Origin of the sequence: Shewanella holmiensis (assembly GCF_025370255.1) — a bacterium.
In the GTDB taxonomy this organism is placed as follows: Bacteria; Pseudomonadota; Gammaproteobacteria; order Enterobacterales; family Shewanellaceae; genus Shewanella; species Shewanella holmiensis.
The window spans coordinates 1-25,043 of the sequence record NZ_JAMTCD010000015.1; the positions used below are offsets into that span (position 1 = coordinate 1).

General features: G+C 41.0%; 19 protein-coding genes. 7 read left to right on the forward strand and 12 right to left on the reverse strand.

What is annotated here, in order from left to right; translation table 11 throughout:
• Positions 1-524: 524 nt before the first annotated feature.
• Positions 525-1,079 (reverse strand): D-glycero-beta-D-manno-heptose 1,7-bisphosphate 7-phosphatase, encoded by a 555-nt coding sequence (gmhB, locus tag NE535_RS11995; protein WP_261298878.1) that lies wholly within the window; start codon positions 1,077-1,079, stop codon positions 525-527.
• 138 nt (positions 1,080-1,217) lie between these two features.
• Complete coding sequence (locus NE535_RS12000; protein WP_261298879.1) at positions 1,218-2,489, reverse strand: NAD(P)/FAD-dependent oxidoreductase; 1,272 nt, start codon at positions 2,487-2,489, stop codon at positions 1,218-1,220.
• A gap of 407 nt (positions 2,490-2,896) precedes the next feature.
• Between NE535_RS12000 and dapA the strand changes: the two genes are divergently transcribed.
• The 5 genes from dapA (at position 2,897) to NE535_RS12025 (ending at position 8,477) form a co-directional block, all read left to right on the forward strand.
• Complete coding sequence (gene dapA / locus NE535_RS12005; RefSeq protein ID WP_261298880.1) at positions 2,897-3,805, forward strand: 4-hydroxy-tetrahydrodipicolinate synthase; 909 nt, start codon at positions 2,897-2,899, stop codon at positions 3,803-3,805.
• Between the two features lie 60 nt (positions 3,806-3,865).
• Positions 3,866-4,867, forward strand: coding sequence for a 4-hydroxyproline epimerase (locus NE535_RS12010; RefSeq protein WP_261298881.1), 1,002 nt, complete (start codon positions 3,866-3,868; stop codon positions 4,865-4,867).
• Between the two features lie 10 nt (positions 4,868-4,877).
• On the forward strand, positions 4,878-6,449 hold the full coding sequence (locus NE535_RS12015; RefSeq protein ID WP_261298882.1) for an aldehyde dehydrogenase (NADP(+)): 1,572 nt from the start codon (positions 4,878-4,880) through the stop codon (positions 6,447-6,449).
• 106 nt (positions 6,450-6,555) lie between these two features.
• The gene (locus NE535_RS12020) at positions 6,556-7,251 is read left to right on the forward strand and encodes a GntR family transcriptional regulator (RefSeq protein ID WP_261298883.1); all 696 of its coding nucleotides are present in this window, start codon (positions 6,556-6,558) and stop codon (positions 7,249-7,251) included.
• A 140-nt stretch (positions 7,252-7,391) separates the two neighbouring features.
• Positions 7,392-8,477 (forward strand): ketoacyl-ACP synthase III, encoded by a 1,086-nt coding sequence (locus NE535_RS12025; protein WP_261298884.1) that lies wholly within the window; start codon positions 7,392-7,394, stop codon positions 8,475-8,477.
• 100 nt (positions 8,478-8,577) lie between these two features.
• Here the strand turns inward: NE535_RS12025 and NE535_RS12030 are convergent, their stop codons facing one another.
• From NE535_RS12030 to NE535_RS12045, 4 genes are all read right to left on the reverse strand, one after another.
• Positions 8,578-9,279, reverse strand: coding sequence for an exonuclease domain-containing protein (locus NE535_RS12030; RefSeq protein ID WP_261298885.1), 702 nt, complete (start codon positions 9,277-9,279; stop codon positions 8,578-8,580).
• On the reverse strand, positions 9,279-11,126 hold the full coding sequence (locus tag NE535_RS12035; RefSeq protein ID WP_261298886.1) for a DUF294 nucleotidyltransferase-like domain-containing protein: 1,848 nt from the start codon (positions 11,124-11,126) through the stop codon (positions 9,279-9,281). The genes NE535_RS12030 and NE535_RS12035 overlap by 1 nt, the downstream gene beginning before the upstream one ends.
• Before the next feature lie 136 nt (positions 11,127-11,262).
• Positions 11,263-12,981, reverse strand: a complete 1,719-nt coding sequence (locus NE535_RS12040; protein ID WP_261298887.1) for a sodium:solute symporter family protein — start codon at positions 12,979-12,981, stop codon at positions 11,263-11,265.
• 11 nt (positions 12,982-12,992) lie between these two features.
• A complete protein-coding gene (locus NE535_RS12045) occupies positions 12,993-13,259 on the reverse strand; it encodes a DUF4212 domain-containing protein (protein ID WP_188842927.1) in 267 nt (88 codons plus the stop codon).
• Between the two features lie 356 nt (positions 13,260-13,615).
• Here NE535_RS12045 and NE535_RS12050 point away from each other — a divergent pair, with 356 nt between their 5' ends.
• On the forward strand, positions 13,616-15,793 hold the full coding sequence (locus NE535_RS12050) for a sensor domain-containing diguanylate cyclase (RefSeq protein ID WP_261298888.1): 2,178 nt from the start codon (positions 13,616-13,618) through the stop codon (positions 15,791-15,793).
• Here NE535_RS12050 and NE535_RS12055 read toward each other — a convergent pair.
• Positions 15,771-17,225, reverse strand: a complete 1,455-nt coding sequence (locus NE535_RS12055) for an alpha/beta hydrolase (protein ID WP_261298889.1) — start codon at positions 17,223-17,225, stop codon at positions 15,771-15,773. The two genes, NE535_RS12050 and NE535_RS12055, sit on opposite strands and share 23 nt — an antisense overlap.
• A gap of 109 nt (positions 17,226-17,334) precedes the next feature.
• Here NE535_RS12055 and NE535_RS12060 point away from each other — a divergent pair, with 109 nt between their 5' ends.
• Entirely contained in the window at positions 17,335-17,877 is a 543-nt protein-coding gene (locus NE535_RS12060; protein WP_261298890.1) for a DUF6942 family protein, read from the forward strand.
• A 53-nt stretch (positions 17,878-17,930) separates the two neighbouring features.
• Here the strand turns inward: NE535_RS12060 and NE535_RS12065 are convergent, their stop codons facing one another.
• The 5 genes from NE535_RS12065 to NE535_RS12085 form a co-directional block, all read right to left on the reverse strand.
• Positions 17,931-18,890, reverse strand: coding sequence for a WD40 repeat domain-containing protein (locus tag NE535_RS12065; RefSeq protein ID WP_261298891.1), 960 nt, complete (start codon positions 18,888-18,890; stop codon positions 17,931-17,933).
• A 200-nt stretch (positions 18,891-19,090) separates the two neighbouring features.
• The gene (gene nadE, locus NE535_RS12070; RefSeq protein WP_261298892.1) at positions 19,091-19,921 is read right to left on the reverse strand and encodes an ammonia-dependent NAD(+) synthetase; all 831 of its coding nucleotides are present in this window, start codon (positions 19,919-19,921) and stop codon (positions 19,091-19,093) included.
• A 319-nt stretch (positions 19,922-20,240) separates the two neighbouring features.
• Positions 20,241-21,545, reverse strand: a complete 1,305-nt coding sequence (locus NE535_RS12075; RefSeq protein ID WP_261298893.1) for an inosine/guanosine kinase — start codon at positions 21,543-21,545, stop codon at positions 20,241-20,243.
• Between the two features lie 731 nt (positions 21,546-22,276).
• Positions 22,277-23,620, reverse strand: a complete 1,344-nt coding sequence (locus NE535_RS12080) for a sensor histidine kinase (RefSeq protein WP_261298955.1) — start codon at positions 23,618-23,620, stop codon at positions 22,277-22,279.
• Positions 23,621-23,622: 2 nt separating this feature from the next.
• Complete coding sequence (locus NE535_RS12085; RefSeq protein ID WP_261298894.1) at positions 23,623-25,026, reverse strand: sigma-54-dependent transcriptional regulator; 1,404 nt, start codon at positions 25,024-25,026, stop codon at positions 23,623-23,625.
• Positions 25,027-25,043 lie beyond the last annotated feature (17 nt).

Here is a 25,043-nt window from a genome sequence, read left to right on the forward strand (position 1 = left end):
AGACAAAGTCTCGGCTCAATGAATTCTGATTGCTTTATCAACCGAAGTTAACAAAGTCTTTTTGTACATATTGCTATGAACATTCATCGTTGCATTGAGTTTAAATTTTTTGATTGCTCTTCCTAAAAAGAAGCAATTTCGAATAACTCAATACCTGTGAATGTCCACACAGATTACTTGATAAATTGTTAAAGAGCGTTGATGTTAATTTTTCAAACATCGCCGTAGGACGCTAGGTCGTTGGCTTGGGCTGCGTATTTTACAGACCCTGTTGTTTGCGTCAAGTGTTTTTTCAAACTTTCTTTTCGCGTTTGGTTTGTTGCGTTTTACCGCTGTAAACCAAGCTGACTCTGCGTTTCGCTTTCGCTCTGTGCCGTGTCAGTGGATGCGCATTATAGGCAGCTTAAGATTTTGTGCAAGCCCTGTTTGGGCTTTTTTAACAAATCATCGCCCAAGTGAATACTTTTTGAACCAAGTGGTGTTTTTACCATCAAAAATGAGGATCTTTAGCGCAATGTAAGTTGCTAAAGGCTTTGTTTTATCGCATTTGGTACATCAGCAATACTATCAACTACTATAGTTGCTTCTTTAATGCCGGCTTCATCAACCACTTTACCACTACGTACTAATATTGATTTTCCAATACCTGCAGCCTTAGCTGCTCGCATATCGTCAGCTTTGTCACCGACCATTACTGAGTTCGCCATATCGATTTTCAAAAACTTGGCAGCATCAAGCATCATTCCTGGTTTAGGTTTACGACAATCACAGTCTTGCTTGTATTCCCCTATGCCTTTTTCAGGATGATGTGGGCAATAATAGATACCATCTAAATCCACACCTTTATCTGCAAAGTTCCAATCCATCCATTCAGTTAATGTATGAAAATCATCTTCACTATAGAAGCCACGAGCTATTCCTGATTGATTGGTAACAACGACTAATAGATACCCCATCTTCTTTAATGCAAGACAAGCATCAAATACGCCATCTATATATACAAAATCATCAACAAGGTGAACATAACCCGTGTCTTTATTAATGACACCATCTCTATCTAAAAATACAGCTCTGTTCAAAGGTGCAACTCCATAAGACAATATAAAATATTATTTTACTATTATTCCATTCATCGTTATAAATTGCACCGCGTAAATGATATCAATCATTCAATTTTGCAAGTACCAGCAATCTCATTACATCACTTAGTTCTCTCGTTAACTAAATCTTCCGATGCTATATGGTGCCATGTCCAACGTTGTTTTTTCATTTAGAATCGTTTCTGTAATCAATTTGGCACTGATTGCCGACCAAGTTAACCCTAAGTGTTGGTGACCAAAAGACACATAAATGTTATCAACCATTGTTTTTCCAATAACGGGTAAGCTATCTGGTAATGAAGGCCTAAATCCCATCCATCTTGTTCCATCCTCAACATTTGCATGTTCAAATACATTCGGGAGCAACGCTTTTGCATGTGGTAATAAACAGTCCGCTCGCCCTGGAGACATAGGTGCATCTAGCCCGCCAAATTCGACAGTGCCAGCTAACCGGGTTCCTTTAGCCATTGGCGTAATAATTAACTTACGGTTATAGGATGCCACAGGCCGCGATAGCTTAGCCTTTTGCGGCATCATAAGATGATAACCCCGCTCAGCTTCAAGCGGCACATGATGACCAAGTTGTTTGGCTAAAGGCTTAGACCACGCACCAGCCGTTAATAGAAGCTTATTGCTGGAGACTTTCATGTCACCATCAATCAAAACAGAAACACATTCACCCTCTGCAATGATGGTGTCAACTTGTGCCACTTTAAAAATGCCCCCTAAAGCCTTAAATTTATCCGCTATGGCAACGCAAATCTGATAAGGGTCTGGCGTGTGCCCCACTTGAGTAAAAAACAGTGAATGAGTGATCTTGTCACTTAAACTTGGCTCCAACTCACGTACCTGCTTACCCGTTAATAGCTCAACATTGACACCCGCCTCTTGGTACATACGCCACTCTCGTTCAACCTCTTCAAGAGAGTTCCCCTCAAATACCAATAAGCTACCATTCAAATGTAATAATTCTTCACTGTCGCAAAAAGCCAGTATCTCTTTCATTTCATGAATTGATTGTTCATTAAGTGCTTTAATGGCCAGACTATTATGCGTTCGACGTTCAGGTAACATATTAAACAAAAATCTCATGAACCAAGGCAAAGCACGATAAAAATATCTAGGACGTATCCTAAATGGCCCTAATGGATCAATTAGCATCCAAGGCAATTGGTGCAGTAAACTCGGATTTGCCAAAGGGAATACTTGTTCTGTGGCAAAATGCCCTGCATTTCCCTGTGATGCACCGGCAGCGATAGCCTCTTTGTCAAAAAGGCTGACCTTAAAACCTGCTCTTTGTAAGTAAAGCGCAGATGCTAAACCCACAATACCTGCACCTATTACAGTCATCTCACCTAAGTCGTCAACACTGCTATTACCTGAATCCATTTTCAATCTCTTATGTTAATTCATGATTATATGGGCTTATAAACTAAGCTTGACTAGCGCTTTGAGCAATAAGCAACGAATGCTTACTTACATTGCAATAATGTCGAAAAAATTATTTCAACAACTATTCTTAAAACACTTCCAATTGTACCTAATGCACTATTTCAAATAATGACAACTACGAACTGAATATTGTATACAGTATTCAATTATAGTAAAGTAGTTAACATCATTTAGACTCTATACGGTATAGATGACTAAATCGGGCCTCTAAATGGCTATTTTGTAAACACTGGGAAAGCTAAATCCTAAGCATCAGTATGATTATCTGTGCTTAGGTTTGATTCCTGATAGAAGTAACGCTTAATACTATTAACCTCTACCTTAACGCAAAATAAGGGCACAAAATGAAAAGAAACTGGCAAGGCGTATTCCCCGCGATATCGACACAATTTAATAATGACGGGAGCATTAATTATGACTCGAATGCCCGGATGCTTGAAGATCTGATTAATGACGGTATAGACGGCATTATTGCACTCGGCACTATTGGTGAGAATGCTTCTTTAAGCCCTCAAGAAAAGCGTGACTTCATCAAGCATACAGTTGACACAGTCAATGGTCGTATTACTGTTATTTCTGGGTGCACCGAAAATACCGCCCAACTTGCGGCGCAATATGCTCAAGATGTCGACGCTCTGGGTGTTGATGGATTAATGTTATTACCCGCTATGGTTTACCGTGGAACCGATCGTGAAGTGATTACACATTTCCAAACCGTTGCACGTTCAACAAAATTGCCAATCATGATTTACAACAACCCTGTCAGTTATGGTGTGGACATCAACCTTGAAATGACCGCAATTCTAGCGGAAGAACAAAACATCGTTGCCATTAAAGAATCCACAACCGATACCCGCCGTTTAACTGAATTGCAAAGCCGTTTTGGTGATCGTTTCGAAATTCTATGTGGCGTTGATGATATTGCACTAGAAAGTATCTTATTAGGTGCGACTGGCTGGATCTCTGGGTTAACCAATGTATTCCCACGTGAATCTGTCACCTTATTTAGACTTGCCCGTGAAGGCCGTATCGAAGATGCGCGTGAAATATACCGCTGGTTTATGCCACTACTGAGGTTAGACACCATTCCAACATTGGTTCAATGCATCAAACTGGCAGAGCAAATCGTTGGACGAGGTAATGAAAACGTCCGTATGCCACGCATGACGTTAATCGGTGAAGAACGCGATTATGTTCAAAAAGTGGTAAACGAAGCTTTAGCCACACGTTTAGATTTGAATAAGTACATTTAATTCTTATTCCCTAAAAGACTTGTCCCCTAAACAACAATAACAAGAATGGAGTCGGCAACGATGATAAAAGGAACATACTTTTGCGTCGATGCTCATACTTGCGGTAATCCGGTTCGGTTGGTCACCAGTGGCCATCCGAATCTTATCGGCAACACTATGAGTGAAAAGCGTCAGGATTTTTTGGCCAATTATGATTGGATCCGTAAAGCACTAATGTTTGAACCACGAGGCCACGATATGATGTCAGGGTCTTTTCTCTACCCGCCTTGCTCAGCTAACAGCGACGCCTCAATTTTATTTATCGAAACAAGTGGTTGTTTACCTATGTGTGGCCACGGCACGATAGGCACAGTTACAGCAGCAATCGAAACCGGTTTATTAACACCAAAAGTCCCCGGAAAACTGACATTAGATGTACCGGCTGGTCAAATCAATATCGACTACAAACAAACTGATAATAAAGTTGATTGGGTAAAGATTTATAACGTGCCCGCATACTTAGCACATATGGATGCTATTTTGGAGGTGCCAGGTCTTGGTTCCTTAACGGTAGATGTATCTTATGGTGGCAATTATTATGTCATAGTTGATCCTCAAGAAAACTTCCCCGGATTGCGTCATTGGTCAGCTGCAGACATTTTACGTTGGAGCCCAATTGTGCGTGAAGCGGCACGCCAACAACTGGTTTGCGTGCATCCTGATGACCCAACGGTTCAAGGTGTCTCTCACGTTCTGTGGACCGGCGAGACTATTTCAGAAGGCTCAGACGGTGCCAATGCAGTCTTTTATGGCGACAAAGCCATTGACCGTTCACCTTGTGGTACAGGGACTAGCGCTAGACTTGCGCAACTTTTTGCCCGCGGCATTCTCAAAGTCGGCGACACCTATACTCACGAAAGTATTATCGGTAGCCAATTTATCGGTAAAGTAGAATCAGCTACAAAAGTGGGTGACTACGATGCGATTCGTCCAAGTATTCAAGGCTGGGCGCGAGTTTTCGGACAAAATGCCATCACAATCGATGATAGCGATCCATATGCATTTGGTTTTCAGGTGGTTTAAAGGAATAACGATGAAAGAGCAAAACAATACAACAGCAAACATATGCGGTCAGCATTTTATTGGCGGTCATTGGGTAGGTAACGCTGATGGCTTCACCAGTTTTAACCCAGTAGAAAACAAGCCATTGTCTTGGACGTTTGCTGAAGCCACAGCTCAAGACGTAAACGAAGCGGTTATTGCAGCTGATAATGCTTTTGCTGCTTATCGTCAAACCTCTTCGATTCAAAAAGCGGATTTTCTCGATGAAATTGCCAAACAAATTATGGCCGATGTCGATAATATCATCGCAATTGCACATCAAGAAACTGGCCTTGCTTTGGCTCGTCTGCAAGGTGAAACAGGTCGAACTTGCAATCAACTAAAAATGTTTGCCAGTTATTTACGCTCACCTTCAGATGTTCGGTACGCTGATGCCGCTAACCCAGAACGAGCCCCATTACCTAAAGCGGATTCGCGCCTGGGTTACTTACCCATTGGCGCTGTTGCCGTATTTGGTGCATCTAACTTTCCGTTGGCTTTTTCTACTGCTGGCGGCGATACCGCATCAGCACTCGCAGCGGGTTGTCCCGTTGTCGTTAAAGGGCACCCTGCTCATGCTGCTACATGTGAGTTAGTCACCAAGGCGATAGCGCGTGCCGTCGAGATTTGTAACATGCCTGCAGGGGTTTTTAATCTTATTCAGGCAAGTCAGCCAACGGGATCAACGACACTTGTTCAACATTCTAGCATCAAGGCTGTTGGGTTTACCGGTTCGTTAAAAGTAGGTCGTATCTTAGCGGACCTGTGTTCAACCCGACCCCAACCGATACCTTTTTATGGTGAGTTAGGTTCAATCAATCCACAATTTATTTTACCTGCATTAATGGCTGAAAATGCTGAATCGCTTGCCCGCACACAGGTGCAGTCAATGATGATGGGACATGGTCAATTTTGTACAAGTCCTGGGCTAATCGTTGCACTAAAAGATGTAGCCCTGAAAAGATATCTGGCCAGCTTTAGTGAAGAAATGGCAATGCAAGAGGCAGCCCCAATGCTAACGTCAGGGATAGCTGCAACTTATCAGAAAATGACACAAGCATTAATGAACATTAAAGGGGTAAATATTCTTGCTCAAGGAAAAGCTGCAACGGCAAGCCACCACACACGTCCGCTTGCTTTGACTGTCTCAGTTAGCGACTATTTGGAAAATCAAAGCCTGCAAGCTGAAGTGTTTGGCCCTTTCGCTGTTTTAGTACAATGCGACACAATGGCAGAAATGCATCAACTTGTAGATGGATTAGAAGGTCAACTAACTGCCAGCATTCACGGGCTTGAAAAAGACCTTAAAGCCTGCGACCAACTCATAGAAAATTTAAGCTACAAAGTAGGTAGATTAATATTCAATCAAATGCCGACCGGTGTGGAAGTCTGTTACTCGATGAACCACGGAGGCCCATATCCAGCCAGTACTGATGTGCGTTCAACATCTGTAGGAATAGAGGCGATGAAACGCTTTGTGCGCCCTATTTGCTATCAGAATATGCCGTTGTCACAACTTCCAAGGGATTTACGCCCCGAAAACCCGCAATTAATTACTTTTTAATAGTGAAAATTAATAAAGGGAAACGAATATTTTCCCTTTATTAATAGTTTTTTTAGCGGTAACCTTGGGTGGATAAAATGTAGTAATGAATAAATAGACGGAAGCTATGAGTCTAATAACACCGATTATCCATAAAACACGTACTCAAATTGTTGTCGAAGTTCTCAGGGAAAAAATTCTCTCTGGTGCCATCGTGGCTGGCGAGGCACTGCGTCAAAGCGCCCTTGCAGAGGAACTCAATGTTAGTCGAATTCCAGTTCGCGAAGCTTTATTGCAGCTAGAAGCTGAAGGATTGGTCAAGTTTGAGGCGCACAAAGGTGCAACAGCTACGCTTTTATCTGCAGAACAAGCCACCGAATTATTTGAGTTAAGAGCGATGATCGAGACCGATTTACTCGCTAAAGCTATACCTAACTTACAACAACAAGATATTGTTCAGGCTGAAAATATCCTCGACCAATTAGAGTCAGCCTTTAAGCATGAAGACACAGTGGCAAGCTGGAACGAGCTTAATACCCAATTTCATACGATTCTATACAAACCCGCAAATCGCCCACACACCCTTGATCTTGTGCATGGCATAAACACCAATTGTGACCGTTATATTCGATTACAACTGCTGAGAACAGCGGGGATCCCAAAAGCGGAACAGGAGCATAGGCAATTACTGGAACTATGCAAAAGTAAAAATATTGAGGCGGCAACTGCACTGTTACATCAACATATTATGGATGTGTTAGTCGCAATCAGAGCATTAGTCCCAAGCTCAACAAGCAGCACTCCTCTAAAAAAGCCTAAATAAGGACTGTGTAGCGCATTGATAACCTACACTGTCCACCCCTAAAGCATTTGAAATGACATGTAATCACACCGCTATTTTCATACCGATTGTCACGTTCAATAGCAACCTACGACTAATTTGATTTTTTGAGAGAACATACAATGCAGTACGCGCATATTACAGGTTGGGGCAAAGCCGTCCCGCCATCGTCATTAACCAATGATGATCTGGCTACTTTCATGGAAACCTCTGACGAGTGGATTAAATCTCGTACTGGGATCAGCAAACGTCATATCAGCCATGTGAACACTTCGGTGCTTGCAAGTGTTGCCGCAAAACACGCTTTAGCCGCAGCAGGTATCGATGGCAGTGAATTAGATTTAATTATTTTAGCTTCAGCAAGCCCTGATACATTGATCCCGAACATTGCTTCTACAGTTCAAGCCAATGTTGGTGCAACCTGTGGTGCTTTTGATATCAATGCCGCTTGTAGCGGATTTTTATACGGTATCGGTTTAGCGAGCTCATTGATTAAAAGTGGCCAAAATAAAAAGGTGTTAGTCATAGGTGCTGAACGTTTATCGTTTTATTTAGACTGGTCGCGTAGAGAAACAGCCGTGTTGTTTGGTGATGGTGCTGGCGCTGTGGTTTTAGAAGCACGTGAAGAGGAAGGTGGAGTATTAGGCTATGAGCTTAATAATGACCCTGATGGACGTGAAATATTGAAATCAAGCTTTGGCAGCCAAATGGATAGATTAGACACCAGCTCATTAGATTTTTATATACAATTCAATGGTCAAGAAATCTTTAAACGCGCTATTCAAGGAATGGGCTCGTTGAGCACTAAGGTTCTTGAGAAGTGTAACGTCGATAAAGATGATGTTGATTGGGTGATTCCACATCAAGCTAACGAGCGTATCATCGATACTTTGGTTAGTCGGATGAAAATTCCGAAAGAACGCGCAATCGTCAATATCGCTAATTATGGCAACACTTCTGCAGCCACCATTCCCATTGCAATATGTGATGCGTTAGATAAAGGGTTGATCAAACCAGGCCAAACCATTTTATCTTGTGCATTTGGTGCTGGCTTAACATCGGCAGCATTGCTGTTCAAATGGACTGACCGTGTGACCCCCATTAATACAAGTGATGCCAAAGTGCCAGATTGTGAGCAAACTGCACTTGAGTTAATTAAACCTGCTGTGGATTATTTCTTTAAAAAAGCGGCTGAAGAAGGTAGATAAGCCCACTATGTAGCTTAGTTAGTCAAAGACTTAATTAAACTCAGTTATTGTTTATTTACTGTTAATTCGCATTCAAAATGCCCATCTTTGATGGGCATTTTTATTTTGATAGCCCCACAAGTTCATGACACTTTATCTGCTTTAAACCACCTAATGCTGACACTTGCGCTAAAAATAACTCTGCACAGGCAATCGCATCGATCAGTGCATTGTGGCCTGCGTAAACAGGGAGATGATATCTTTCTCGACTTTGCCCTAAGCGAACACACCCTTCAACTAATTGACCGTGCTGACGAAGATAACGGGTTTTCTCGATCATTAAGGTATCGATAAAAGGCAATAATACCCGCTGACCAAATACGTTTTGCAAGCTTTGTTGGATAAACGCCATATCCATAGGTGCATGATGAGCCACTAAAATATGACCTTGAGTTTGTCTTAATAACCACGCCATAGCCGCATCAATAGGTAAAGCATCCTGTAATTGGTGGTCGACAATGCCATGCACAGCGGCACTTTGGCCCACACTACCATCAATTGAAATCATCAAATGCTGTGCTCTAACTAAAGGAATCGTTCCCTTACTAATTGGCACCAAACCAATACTGATTATCTGATCATTTATCGGGTCAAGCCCCGTCATCTCAAGATCAATAGCCATCAAATCAGCATCATAAATGCTGCGAGTAAACTGTTGAGTTAATGAATGTTGATATTCATTTAATTGGCGATCATGTGAGCCTTGTTGTTTTGATAACGAGTCTAACCAAAATCGACTTTTAAGCCATAAATGATTGACCACTAGAAGCTCCGAGTAAATTTAAGCTTTAACCCAGATTGAGCATCATGCACCACTTTAAAAGCATCGCGTAATTGGTGGCGAAGCAATGATGAGAGATCCTGCGGTTTTAGATAATTACTTACGACCAAATTGTTAGTGGCTTGATAACCTTGATTAGCTAAGCGCATATGAGCAATAAATTCATGAGCATCAGCAAGGTTTAGCGCATCTTTACGATTGATGATATTGGCATCCATTAACGCACGGATGCGTTTAGCGGTATTCACCTCTTTTATCCCTGCACTTAAGGCATACACCCGAGCAATATCATTAATCAAGGCACTGCCTTTATGTTTTAAATCCATGCCTTTCACTTCACTTCCATCACGCTCAAGCACAAATTTTCTGAAAAAACCTAAAGGCGGCGTTTGTTGTAATGAATTACCCGCCATGCCCGCTAAAAAAATATCATTATCTTTAGTATGCGACATTACCGAGTCTTGTAGCTCATCAAACAAGGTTTGCGGTCCATAAACCGCGCGCATATCAAAGAAAATACTGGCATGCATCAGCGCCTTAGGTTCTGGAGACATCACCCATTTTTTAAACTTCTGTTGCCATTGTTGCAATGATAATCGCCATTGTGGATTTTGCGCCATGATATCGCCTGGACAATAAATATAACCACATTGGTCTAGCCCCTTACAAACTGCATGGGTCAATTTATCAAAATATGCTGCGGCAAATTCATCTGGTTCATGGGCTAGTAACAAGCCATTGTCTTGATCCGAACACGCCACTTGATCCTGACGTCCTTGTGAACCAAATGCTAACCAACAAAACGCCATTGGCGCCTTGCCTAATAATTGTTGGTTAAGCACAATCAATCGACGAGTCAATGCATCGGTAACCGAGGTTAATACTCGGCCGATTTCTTCAGCTCTTGCATCTGCGCTGATTAAGTTTTGTAATAACACCGGAATTTGCTTACTGACATGGATTAATCTTTCAATAGAAGATTGGCGATCGATTTCACCAATAAGTAATAAAGGTTGCGAACTTTGCGAACGTAAAATATCAGTGCTGGTTACCATCCCTTTGGCTTGCTGATTATCAACCACTGGCAAATGATGAATATTGTGTTCGCTCATCAATAACATGGCTTCAAAAACTAATGCATTTGAGGCAACCGTTTGTGGTTGTTTTGTCATGACTTTGTCGACACACGCGAGGCCATCTAAGCCTTCAGCTAAGACGCGATTACGTAAATCGCGGTCAGTTAAAATGCCAACCAATTGTTGATCTTGCAACACTAAAACGGAAGAAACTCGGTGATCACGCATTAACTTTGCGGCTTGCTGAACGCTAGCGTTTACTTCAATGCTGATCGGTGTATGCGACATAAGATTGGTTATACGACTCGTCGTGGTGAGATCTTTGGCCTTAAACTTATGCTCATTTCGCAAACGTTGTGCAAACGCTCGGGTGAAAAAGGTATCAAACTGACGATTTTGCGTGCGCAGCTCGGTAAACAAAGCTTGGGGAATGTGGTACACCAAACCATCTTCTAAAATGGCCACTTTATTAACCACCTTTTCACCCGACAATAAGGTCGAGAAGCCGAAACACTCACCTTCAGCAACCCTATCAACGAGCACACCTTGGGGATCTCTGACCTCAAACGCGCCACTTCGCACTAAATAGAGTTTGGGATTAACTGGATCAAACTCAACAAATGCTGATGCTTTAGCATAGTAACCAATATTAATTTCACGGGCGCAACGTGCTATCAGCGCAGCACACAGCACATCAAAAGGTGCATGGGTTTGTAAAAACTGTTCAATGGGCTGTAACTCGCTGGCATTCATAATTTTTTCTCAAAGACCCTTTGATTTAATATAGCGCCACTAACTAAATATTGGCTATAAGACTTAAGCCCAACGATTATTTTTTCACCCATAAAAAAGAGCGCCGAAGCGCTCTTAAAAGGGAAGATAATAATGCTTAGTGGTCTTGAGCTTCACCCGCACCTTGAGGGAAGCGAATAGACTCAACCATATCAACAACATCCTGTGGTACAGCGCCTGTTACTTTACTGACAGCGAATGCCACAATAAAGTTAACAAACATACCCATCATACCGATACCTTCTGGTGAAATTCCGAATAACCAGTTTTCTGGCGTGTTAGCACCGACGTTGACAAACTTGAAGTAAACAATATAGCCAGCGGTAAATAATAAACCAACTAACATACCTGATATTGCGCCTTCTTTATTAATAGTTTTCGAGAAAATACCCATAATAATGGCTGGGAATAGCGATGCTGCGGCTAAACCGAAGGCTATCGCAACCACCGCTGCCACAAAACCTGGCGGATTAATACCAAAGTATCCTGCCATCACAATACCTAGCGCAGCTGCAATTCGGGCATACATCAATTCTTTCTTGTCTGAAATATCAGGCATGAGATTCTTTTTAAGCAAGTCATGTGATACCGACGTCGAAATAACAAGTAATAAACCGGCTGAAGTTGATAACGCTGCGGCTAAACCACCGGCGGCAACAAGGGCGATAACCCATGCTGGTAGACTAGCAATCTCAGGCGTAGCAAGTACCATAATATCGCGGTCAATGGTCATTTCATTTGTCGCACCATTGGCATACGAAATTTTGCCATCGTTATTTTTATCATCCCATGCTATTAAACCGGTTTTTTCCCAGTTCTTAATCCAATCAGGAGCAGACTCATATGCCACACCAGTTGAATCAGGACCATTAATGGTTTCAATCATATTTACACGAGAGAAAGCCGCTAATGCTGGAATAGTGGTATACATGATTGCAATAAACACTAATGCCCAACCCGCTGATAAACGCGCATCTTTCACTCTTGGAACCGTGAAGAAACGAACGATTACGTGTGGTAAACCTGCAGTACCAAACATCAATGCGCCAGTGATAAAGAACACATCAACCATGGCTTTTGAGCCTTCAGTATATTGCGAAAATCCGAGTTCAGCAGATAGACCGTCGAGTTTGTCCAGCAAATAAACACCCGTACCATTACCTGCGGCATCGACTAATTCAGCACCAAAACCAACTTGAGGTAATACGTGCCCCGTCATCATGACAGAGATAAAAATAGCAGGAACCATAAAGGCAAAAATTAATACACAGTATTGAGCAACCTGAGTATAAGTAATCCCTTTCATGCCGCCTAATACCGCATAGAAGAACACCACGGCCATACCGATATAAACACCTGTGTCGACTTCAACTTCTAAGAAGCGAGAGAACACCACACCCACACCACGCATTTGACCTGCAATATAGGTAAAACAGATAAAGATGGCACAGATAACTGCAACGGTACGTGCGGTTTGTGAGTAGTAACGGTCACCGATAAAGTCGGGCACCGTAAACTTACCGAACTTGCGTAAATAAGGCGCCATACACAAAGCTAATAATACGTAGCCCCCTGTCCAACCCATTAAGTAAACAGAACCGTCATAACCCGTAAACGATACGATACCTGCTAACGAGATAAATGATGCCGCTGACATCCAATCTGCTGCGGTAGCCATACCGTTCATCACTGGTGGAACCCCACCACCAGCAACGTAAAACTCTTTAGTTGAACCAGCACGCGCCCAAATCGCGATGCCGATATACAGCGCAAACGTCGCGCCAACAATGATATATGTTAATGTTTGAACATCCATTTCAGTGCCCCTTAGTCTTCATGAACATCGTATTTTTTGTCTAGGGCATTTGCTTTTGCCACATAAACAAAAATCAGCGCCACGAATACATACATTGCACCCTGCTGCGCAAACCAAAAGCCTAATTTAAATCCCATAAAGGTGATTTCATTAAGCGCGTCTACAAATAAAATACCGCAGCCAAATGACACTGCAGCCCAAATTGCTAGCAGTCCAAGTACTAAACGTAAATTTTCACGCCAATACCCTGCTGCTTTATCGTTATTTTCAAAAGCCATTGCGACTCCCCTGTGCTAGTTTTTATAAAGTCGAGTTGTAAAGTCATTGTTAATCTAGCAACTCTAGGGGGTTCGACAATCAAGACCTTAGTCTAATTAAATGATGACACACATCAAAGAAAGCAAAATAAACAGATTAAAAACATACACATAGGTAAGCTTCGAACAAGGTAAACATAATGTAATTAGCCTGCAGCCCTAGACCAAGGTCGAACAAATATGCTGTTGCTATAACCATTAAATTAACTAAGACAGGAAATAACCAAGCTATTATAAGTGAAAGGCGAAGTGAATAACTTGTGATCATGTGGTTTGGCAGGTAAAATTTTTATATAATAATGAGAAAGGATATTTCATTGAAAAACCTGTTTTCAACTCCAAAAAACCTGTTATTTTCCATTGCAATGGGCATTCTTGCCCTTGTAATTAATCTTTATCCCATTCCTTTTTTTGCTAACGTACAATTTATTGTAGGTAATACACTAACGGTTATCGTAGCGGTATTATGTGGTCCTTGGTACGCGTTAATTACCTCCATGTTTGCTTCTACAGGCCTGATGCTAATTTGGGACAGTTATCATGTGTTTGCTATTTTTTCCTTAGAGGCATTATTTTTAGGTTTTTGTCGGCGACGTGATATTTATGCTCTTTATGGCAGTATCATTTTTTGGGTTTTGATTGGCATGCCCATATTCTACTTAATGGCCAATATATTCTTTGAATTACCCGCAGAACACCTCCCCTTTGTGACGCTAAAGCAAGCTATTAATAGCTTGATTTACACCAGTATTGCTTCTTTACTGATATTAATGCTGCCCAAATTATGGTTATTTGAAACTAAGATTAAAGATAAACAGCGCCGGACACTCAGTAAGCAGATGGTGTATTTCATAACCTTAATGATTACTTTATCGCTCTTGTTTTCAGCTTTGTATTTCAACTTTATTTCATTGAATAAACAGCAATCACTGATTAAAAAGAATCAGCAAGAAACGGTATTTCATCTAAGTTATGCTGGCGAACAATATATCGAGATGCATACCAAGGTGATAAAAAATGCCGCACAGTTTTTTACATTAGTGAACAATACCAGCGCCGAACAACAACCTTTACTGAGCAATTTACATAATAATTATCCAGGTTTTATCAGTATGCTCATCACTGATGATAAAGCGAAAATAGTTAGCGCAACCCCAATTACACGATTTAAAGACATTCACTCGAGTAACCATTTAAGCGTTAAAGACCGAGACTATTTTATCGAGGCTTTTTATAACCAGAAAATATTTACCTCGTCAGTCTTTGTCGGAAGAGGTTTCGGTAATGATGCAATCATAGCGATTAGCGCCCCCTATTTTCAAAAAGATGCTCCTTTACAACCAGCGGGGATTATTGAAGGTTCACTCGATTTAAAATACTTCTCCGCTATTGATTATGATTTCAACAAACACAAGAACCAGTCAGTCATATTAACCGATGAAGCCAATAGCATCATTTACGCCTCAGATGAGCTCAATTTAAAAGTGATGTCACCATTTAAGTACAGTATACATAATGGATTTTATGTCACAGATTTACAGTTACTCAATTTAAAAAATACAGCATCTAATATTCCTGAATATATTTATGCCTCTAAAGAGCTTAATAACGGCTGGAAAATATATGTCATTGAGCCTTTTTCGCCATTGTTAAAACAGGCAGAAAAACAAATGCTCACTAGCTTTATCATATTACTGGCTGCATTGCTGTTCAGTTTCTTTATTTCTAATCGAATTAGTCAGTTACTGACAGTACCCTTGGAGATGGTGGCAAATCATTTTGGAAAATTAAATCAAAATGATTTAAACACTCAAGTATTAGATGAAAGCTCGCCAAGAGAAGTTTATAGCCTTTATCAAAGATTATTAACCAGTAAACAAGAGCTTATATCACACCAGTTAGCACTGGAAGAAACCGTCGCATTGCGGACATTAGAACTGGAAAATGCCAATCAAAAACTACAGGAATTAGTGGATAAAGACCCATTAACAAATCTATTTAATCGACGCTTTGCAGAACATAAGTTTACTGAAATAAGAGATTTTTGCTTACGTAGCGAACAAGCTATTACTGTGGCGGTCCTCGACTTAGATTTTTTTAAAGCGATTAATGACAGCTATGGGCACTTAGCCGGAGATGAATGTCTTCGCCAAGTATCTGAGCAATTATCACAGCACTTTAAGCGCGATATTGATATTTTGGCTCGTTATGGTGGTGAAGAATTTATTCTGATTTTGCCAATGACAAATGCACTGAATATTGAGCATCATTTAAATGAATTTAGAATTAAGTTAGCAGCAACTAAAATCAACGCCCCAAATTCGGAGCAAAATTTCAACATCACGGCCAGCATAGGCGCGATAACGGCAAATGCCAGTTATCATGCCCAATTAGATAAATGGATTAAAATTGCTGATGATAATCTATACCAGGCAAAAGCCCAGGGACGTAATAGAGTCATTGTCAGTATTATTAATCCTGAAGCTGAGTCATAAAGGCATCCATTCGACCTAACATATAAGGGTAGAATGGGTTCCATTTTTGACGCAACATGTTGGCTGCAGACATTGAGAACAAACCTCTTTCAGCCTGAAATATTGCTAGGCCAATTTGAACCGTCTCACTGTTTTCAACGGCAATTGGCCCATAAAGTGAATCTTCAATTGGAAAAGGTAAAGCAATATGCGAAAGAGAAAATACTCCTTTAGGCCAGCTCAACAATAGTTCTTGCGGAGCTTGATCAGCGAATAATCCGACTTCCCTTGCACGCACTGCGCGTCCATCTTGTTGATAACTTTCGATAAAAGTTAAACGATAATCAATCGGATGATTGGTCCAGTATGGATCAAACGGTAACATTGGATCTTGATTCATTAACAAACGAAAATTTGAACTGCGATTATAGTCAAAGATAACCAATTCATGCTGATTTTCGGGTAAATATTGATAAAGCTCATCTACAACATTTACCGAAGAAACCGTATCATCAATGATTGACTGGAACGTTTGAATCGGCGCAATTGCTTGCAATTGCTTAGGATTTAATTGTTTCAAAAGCAGCTGATTACGTAACGTTAACTGATAAACAACATCCCCCGCATTCACGGCAAATGACATGTATTTGAATGGGTCATATTCAGTTTCAACACTATTCCAATACAATTTTTCTTGTCCAAGTAACTCACCTAACTTTGCCTGCCAGTAGGCTCCCTGTGCGATGGGCGTTAAACCTATTGCTGGAGACATGAAAATCATTTTACTGTATTGGGTAGCTTTGTTAAGCGTAATTGCTTCAAGTTCATGGTTTAACGCTAACGCTGCACCCGTTGAAAAACCCACCACATAGAGGGGTTTACCTTTTAGTTTTTCTGAAAGATGAGTGGTGGCCAGTGACACTACAGCAGCTAAATCAGACCAGGTAATATCAGTCAACCCAGATGGAATAGTACCGTGACCAGGCAATCTTAATCCCACAATATGAGCCTGGTGACGATAATGTTCTGCGATATGTGACATTGAATAAGGGGAATCTGACATACCATGTATTAGCAATAAGCCAAATTCAGCATCATCATTTTCCCATTCAAAAGAGCGATTCCAATCTGAATGCCATAAAGCAGGATCCGACGAACTGCCTTTTTCATAACGATTTACTGGAGAGGCTATTTCCGGCTGATATTTCTGATAAATCTTTTTATCAACTTCTTTAAAAAGTTTATCTTCTAAGGATAGATATTCAGTAAAATTTTTTAAACCAGACTGTTGATGATATTCATTTTTTAGATGGGTTGTATGCCATATTGAAAGATCTGGCTTTTCATTTAATAGCCAAACTGCCAACATAATCAAAGCGAGGGATGTGCCAATGATGCTATAAAATAATGCAAAGAAAAAGTGCTTAGTAGAACCGATAACAATAGCGCGCATGGGGATCCTTTTAATCTAAACCAACAATGAGTACATCAAAAAACTAAACGCCTAAAAGAGTTTAGGCTGATAAGATATTATATTAATCATAATAGTAAACGATATTAAAATGAAAATGCTTGATGAAAATTCATCCACGCCAGAATCAATTAGTCACTACTTTGGGGCCTCGACACCCAAAATCATCTTTTATTTACCGTCAGCGCCAATCATTCCAAAACATTGGCTTGCGATAAATGAACAAGCAATTGCACAATTAATTCATGCTAATGGTAATCACTGGCGTAAAATTATGGTGATAATAAGTAAACTTGTGTGCAAAGAGTTTTCTGATTGGAGAAAAGTACAACCAAGCTTGTTTCAACAAAATAGTGCCGCTCATGTCCCCCTTGCAATTGTCATTGTGCATGATTCATTTGAAAAAGCGGATGATCTTGCGCTAGATCCTAATATCATGCACATCATTTGCGGCAAAAATACCTTTTCACGTTTCACATTTGAAAATATCAAACTTGATCAAAACCTGTCATTGAATGAAAAGCAGACTATTCAATACCATCACCCAATATTTCTAACGCCATATTTAGACTATCGCCAATTTCCTAATGCATTAATAGCATTATTAAGACCTTTGCTGCACCAAAATAACTGAAGTTTAACAAGTAGGATACTCAACCGTTAAATAATATCGATGGGGAATGTGTTTTACAAACGCCAGGTTTCTAGTGCTCCATCTGAGCTTAAGGTCAATAATTTACCCTTTGATTTGAGCTTCATCGACAATACTGTTGTTCCTGCGCTAAAGGCGGTAATATTCCAACTATAAAGCTCTTTTCCAGATATCGTATTCCAGTAGATAACCGTTTGTTTTGAGGTTGCCGTAACTAAATTATTAGCATTGTTGATAAGTAGCGCAACACGAAAGTAACGATAACGTTCAAGGTAATCGAGCTTGCCAACATTCAAACTGGTCTTCGAGTCAAAAATAGCATTATTATCTAAAGCATCCGCAATAAATAAACGCCTACTGACTTGATCAAAGCTCACGCTGGTGACCCTTTGCGGACGTGAAAAACTATTTATTACTTCACCGCTATTGATAGCCCAAATCTGTACCTGACCGTCAAGTCCCGTAGATAAAACCTGCTGTTCAACATCAGAGAGTTCAACATGATTAACCGCGGCACTGTGTTGTTTAAACAATGACATAGTCATGCTGCTGCGCTGGATGACAGTGATAGTACCATCACTCATACCGACGATAATTGTGCCACCAGTTTGACTTAAAAAAAGACTTGTTACACTCGCATCAGGGTTAAAGCCTTGAGCCATCCAACGAAGATCTCGCTTTCCAGTTACAAGATTTAAAATTGAAATGTTGTTCTTTCCTGCTGTTATCAAGTATTGCTTATTTCCTGATAGTGCCAATTGATAATTCACTTCGTCAAAGTCATCACCAGTCCATTGATGTAATAGGGTTCGAGTCGTGATATCCCACACAGACAATGTGCGACTTTGCCCCAATGTCACCGCAATACTGGCATCAGTTGACAATACAGCATCCACAAGATTCTCTTTGACCAAACGATGAATTTCAATCGGCTTTTTACTATCTTCGATTTGATTACAGCCAAAAAGCATAGTGAATGCCAATGGGATAAGCATAAACATCCACGATGATCTCGTGCTAGTGCTAGCAAGCAAATTAATTCCTTAAACTTATCACCGTGAATACCCAAGCATAGGATTGAGTCTGTTTAATGCTAAAGAGCACTGATTTGAACAAAAATAAAAGACACACAAAAAACTCATACAAGTTGCTATGTGTCATATTTCTGAAAGTTGCCAGCAATGTTAAAGAGATATTAATCGTAAATCGTTGGAATAGGTTTACGTTTATGCTGAGTACGCTGATAAATCGCAATTAATTTAGACTCAACATGAGCATCTACAGGTTTAGCCTCTAAAAAATCATCAATTTGATCATAGGTTAGCCCTAATGCAACCTCATCTTCCAATTGCGGCTTGCCATCTTCAAGATCCGCTGTCGGAGCTTTGTTAACTAGAATATCTGGTGCACCTAAATAGGCTGCAATTTGACGTACTTGGCGTTTATTTAAGCCAAACAAAGGCGCTAAGTCACATGCACCATCGCCAAATTTAGTATAGAAGCCAGTAATGTTTTCAGCGCTATGATCGGTACCGACGACTAAGCCCCCGACCATACCCGCAATTTCATATTGCGCGATCATACGCATTCTGGCTTTCACATTACCTTTAACAAAATCAACCTTATCCGTGTCTGGTAATTTTATTCCGGCATCTGCAAGTCCAGCTAAAGTGGCGTCATGCGCACCAATAACCCCCTGGCCAATATTCACAGTCACTTGCTTACTGGGTTGAATAAATTTACAAGCTAATTGCGCTTCATCTTCATCCTTTTGAACTTGATAAGGTAATCTGACTGCAATAAATTGATAAGATTTATCCGCCGAACCTTCGTTTAGCTGATCAACAGCTAATTGACATAAACGCCCTGCTAATGATGAATCAACGCCACCACTGATCCCTAAAACAAGCGAAAAACAGTGGGCATCTTTGAGCTTAGATTTGATAAATGCGACGCGTCTTTGTACTTCAAATTCGGGTTCAATTGCTTTGAGCACATGCATTTCTCGTAAAATTTGTCCCTTCACCTTAAGCTCCTTCAATGATTAATCTGGCTCTATTCTATTAAAAATTTGTGAAAAAAAAACGATAATGACAAAACATTATCGTTTATTTTTAAAGTATTTTTTATTTAAGCTGAACTCTGGATAAGGTATTCACTAATGCATTGATATTAAGTCAAATACATACTCCAACTCCTCAGCCTGAACGCTTCAGGGCTACAAGTCAAATATGCTTGCATTAAATGAGTATTGCACGTCAACCCAAACCGTTAGCGTTAAAAATAGCCGCAGAAGAAAGATTTATTAACCAGAGTAAAGATTACTTAGCTAATTAAATCTCGGATTAGCGTTCCCAATAAGACTCTTCTAAACTGTCTTCTCGCTCAGGCAAACCTCTAGACAACCTTGGGCTGTGCTGGGCTAATACTTCATAAGCGACACGGTTAGCATATTTACACACTTGAGAGAATGACGAGTAGCATAATCCATCACGCTTATGCTTACTTGAACCAGGCACATTGGCTTTATGGAAATTATTAGCCGACAGATCATGTAACAAAGCCGATAAAGCCCCATCTCCAGCACCGTTAGTATTACGAATATAATCCGGCCCCCCCATATACGGGGCAATGTGTGCATACACTTTAATTGGCTGTTCGCAGTCAGCTTTTAACATCGGACGCGAAAATTCATAACGGTTAAATTCAGGAATAGCACCAGGTAGCAAAGTGTGGCTGGTTTCGCGTTTAGCGCTATCTTCAGCATAACCTGCAGTATATAAACCAATAGGTCCCGCGGTCGTCAGCACCATATCACACCACTCAAGCGCAGCTTCACTGGCCAATAAAGGATCTTTAAAGCCCGTTAACGCCTCACCTTCATCTTCATTCATTGCCAGAATAGTGACATGCTCTTTAATAAAGTTTTGCCACCAAACAGGATCTTCTTGAATTAAAAAACGCGTACCAAGCGTTAACACGACAGGGACTTCAGCGGCTTTTGCATATTCAATCGCTTGCATCGCAGCCGATGTCATGCCATCCCCCTCACTCGCTCGCATTAAGTAGGCAGTGATCACCAAAGCAGAGCTTTCTTGAACCACTTGCTGATTAATATAATGTGGCGTCAGCTTGTCCATTGAACCTTTGCTGATCGCAAAAGTGCGTTCACCATCAGCCGAAATTAACGTAAAGCAGCGTCCGATAGGGCCATCTACGGGTTGTAAATAGTTTAAATCTACTTTTGAAGAGGTATTGCAAAGGTAGCGATAAGCATAGCTACCGACCATAATATTTTGGCTCATGACACCAAATAATACTGAGCGGTCATCTGCAAGAATTGAGTAGTTATGCACGGTATTACCTATGGTGCCACCCGCAAACTCATCACTGATCATGTCATTTGATTTTAATTCGTTGTAAAGAATGTGTGCTCTTTCATCATCGATTAACGTAGAGTTACCTTTAGGTAAGCCATAGCGCTCAAGTAGCTCTTCGGCAACTTTAGCTTCAATGTCTACTAAAGTTTGATCGATACCACAAATGTAAGTAGGAAAAGTTTGCGGCTGTTGGGTAAATTGCGCCAAAAGCGGATCACGGTTACTTACTGGGAAATAATGCTTCGACTTACGTTGACCTGGAAACTTCATAATCGATTCTCATGAGTTTGCATCCGTGCAGCGAAATAAAAATATCAGTTTAGTTTATATTTAAGGCAATGTTGCCTAAATATGCAGCTGCCATAGACAAAAGGCGGCGAATAATAACATATTAACCTTATGAGATTAAATGACTTTTTGCCACAATCACAAGACATGTCTAGCTTGTTCTGCCTTGTGTTCAATGAGCAAAACTCTGATGACAACACAGATCTGAACTGGCTAAATATCTACTTCTTGTTATGAGTCGAATTTATAACGAGTTATTACATTTTTTGAATACATATTTAACCATGATGGTTTGAGAATTAACGATTAAGCGACATCATCTACAAAAGCAATAAACAGTATTGTTCAGCATTCAGGTCAATGAACCACACTAACCAGATGTAACATCAAACAACAACTAATGGCTCATTCTAATATTATTATTTCTCTAGCTAACGTTGATCAAACTATGTGATGGTTTGATTGATAAAGATGTAGAGTGTCTTATATCCGTCGTCTTTTAAGTATTATCAGCCTCTTCCAGCGCATCTATTACCAGAGAACTATTAGGCATTAGATATTAGGCATCCGGAATTGCGTTAACATTCTCATTTAGCACCAAGTGATTGTCTGCGCCTACGAGCAAGTTGTTACAGTCTCTAGGAATGTACTTGTGGCGTGTCGCAGAAGTGTTTGCACTTTAAGCCTAATGGAGATGAGTGACCATTACATTATTAACCCTGGAGTACAGGTAACCAGACTTTAACACTTAAACCGCCTTCTACGCGGTTTTGCATGCTAATTCGGCCACCGTGGGCTTCGATAATTTCGCGGCACAAGGGCAGACCAATACCTGTACCAGACTGTTTAGTCGAGTAAAACGGCAACAATGCTTGCGATAATACCTCGCTAGACATGCCACTCCCTTCATCTTCCACTTTTATTAATAAACCCACTACGGGGTGGGTTATCTGTTCAAAAATCAGCGCGACGCTTTCTGCACTTGAACCAGACTCATGGGCATTTTTCAGCAAGTTAATCAGTACTTGTTCTAACTGAACCCCATCAAGTTTAATTGGCGTTTGTGGTAAAGAGGACAACAGCTTAAATGGGTATTGCTGTGCTAACTGCAGAGTCATTTTAGGCCAATCAATCAGCTGTTTCTGTGGCAGCGGCAGCTTTGCAAACTCGGCATAATGGGAAATAAACTGACTTAAATGCGTGGTGCGATTCTCAATGGTATCAAAAATTAATTGCAGCTTGCTGTTGTCTAAGTGCTGGGTTAAAAACTTACCTGAGTTGACCATAGAGGCGATTGGAGCCACTGAGTTATTCAGCTCGTGACTGATAATGCGTATCACCTTTTTCCACACGGCGACCTCTTGACGATTGAGCTCTTTGGTCAGTTGTTTTAGTAAAATTAAATGATGCTGTTGATTGTTTTGGGTAAAGCGACCTCGGGAAATATGCCAAGTTTCAACATCACCATCCGTGCCCATATCATCAGCACCTTCAACCGAGTTGCCACCCATCGAAAACAGCCCTTCTTGCTCGCTGTTTAATGCGGCTTTAAGCGCATCAGGCAACATCATTATCAGTTCAGATAACAGCATACCTTCTACTTTTACACCGTGATTAAATAAGTGTCTGGCGGCGCCATTAGCATAAATAACCCGTTGATTATCATCAATCAATAGCATCACATTGGGTGAGTTTTGAATCACTTTATCGAGCATTAACTCACGCTGATAAATAAATTGTCGCTCGCTGCGCAGTTTTGCCGACGCTTGGTTATATAAACTCACCAAAGCATCAAGTTGTGGCTCGCCATAGGGATGCAGCGACACACTAAAGTCGTTGTCTTTAAAGTTAAGTAAGCCGATTTCAAGTGCTTGCAGGCTGTCACTCAATCTGCGGGTAAGCCACATGCTGCAAAAATAACACACCGCCAGCATGACAATAATGGCCAACCATAAGGTGTCATCACCCAATGTAAACCACACTAAAGCGCCTGACACCGCAGCCAAAAGACAACTTAGCAGGTTACTGAATAGCAATTTAGTGCGTAGCGATAACATCATTATTTAGTCACCCTAAGACCGTATTTTTCCATACGACGATAAAGGGCTTGTCGGCTTAGACCAAAGGATTTAGCGACTCTGGCAATTACACCATTATGTTGTGCTAATGCCGCTTCTATCTGTTGTTTGTCGGGTTTAAAAATCGACTGAGTATCATCAGTATCTTGCTTACGGCTATTAAGATGATCTTCAACCACCAAGTCATACTGAGCAGCCGCGCCGCCATTAGCTATCGCCATCAAACCAAAGTCATCAATAGTTAATAGTGCTGATTTAGCTAACAGCACCGCCCGTTTACAGGCGTTTTCTAATTCGCGCACATTACCCGACCAACTGTGTGTAAGTAACGCCTGTTGGGTCGACTTATCAAGGCTAAAATTGGCACCTATAAAGTGTTTTACTAAGGGTAAAATATCATCTTGACGCTGATTGAGTGGCGGCACATTCAGTTCAATCACATTTAAGCGGTAAAACAAATCTTCACGAAACCGCCCATGGGCTATATCGTCGGCTAAATCAGCGTTAGTGGCACTCACCACCCGCACATTCACTTTGCGGGTTTGATGGCTCCCTAAACGTTCAAACTCACCGGTTTGCAACACGCGCAATAGTTTCACTTGACCTGATAATGGCAAATTACCAATTTCATCTAAAAATAATGTGCCACCGTCGGCCGCTTCAAAACGGCCGATACGGGTTTTATTTGCGCCGGTAAAAGCGCCCGCTTCAGCGCCGAACAATTCGGCTTCGAGTAAGTCCATTGGTAAAGCACCAATGTTGACCTTAATAAAGGGTTTGTCTTTTAATGGCGAGTTCGCCTGTAAAATATCGGCTATTTTGTCTTTGCCTGCACCATTTGGGCCAGTGATCATGACCGACACATCTGAGCGCGCCACCTGTAATGCCAAATCAACGCAGCGCTGCATCGCACCACTGCCAAACACTAAGCCACATAAATCAGCACCATTAATGGCCGACATACGTTCGCTGTCTATCCGAGTTAATTGACTGTTTTGCTGAGACAAACGATAAATAGATAATAGATTGCTAATGCTGTTGAGTAATTTGGCATCATCCCAAGGTTTACCCATGTAATCGGCGGCGCCCGCTTTGACCAACTCGACAGCAGTTTCTAGTTGAGTCCAAGCCGTCATTAAAATTATCGGTAAATTAGGCTGTAACTGGCGCAATGCGTAAAACAGCTGCTTGCCCTCTTCACCCGAGGTGGTGTCATGGCTAAAGTTCATATCCTGAATAACCAGGCTGATCTCTTTGTTGATAACAATTTCGATAGCCGCTTCAGGTGAATGGCAAAAAATAGCCTGATAGCCATGCAGCTCAATCATTAACGCAAGAGCTTGGCAAATGGCATGATTGTCATCAACAATTAAAATATTATCCATTAAAGTTTATTTGAGTC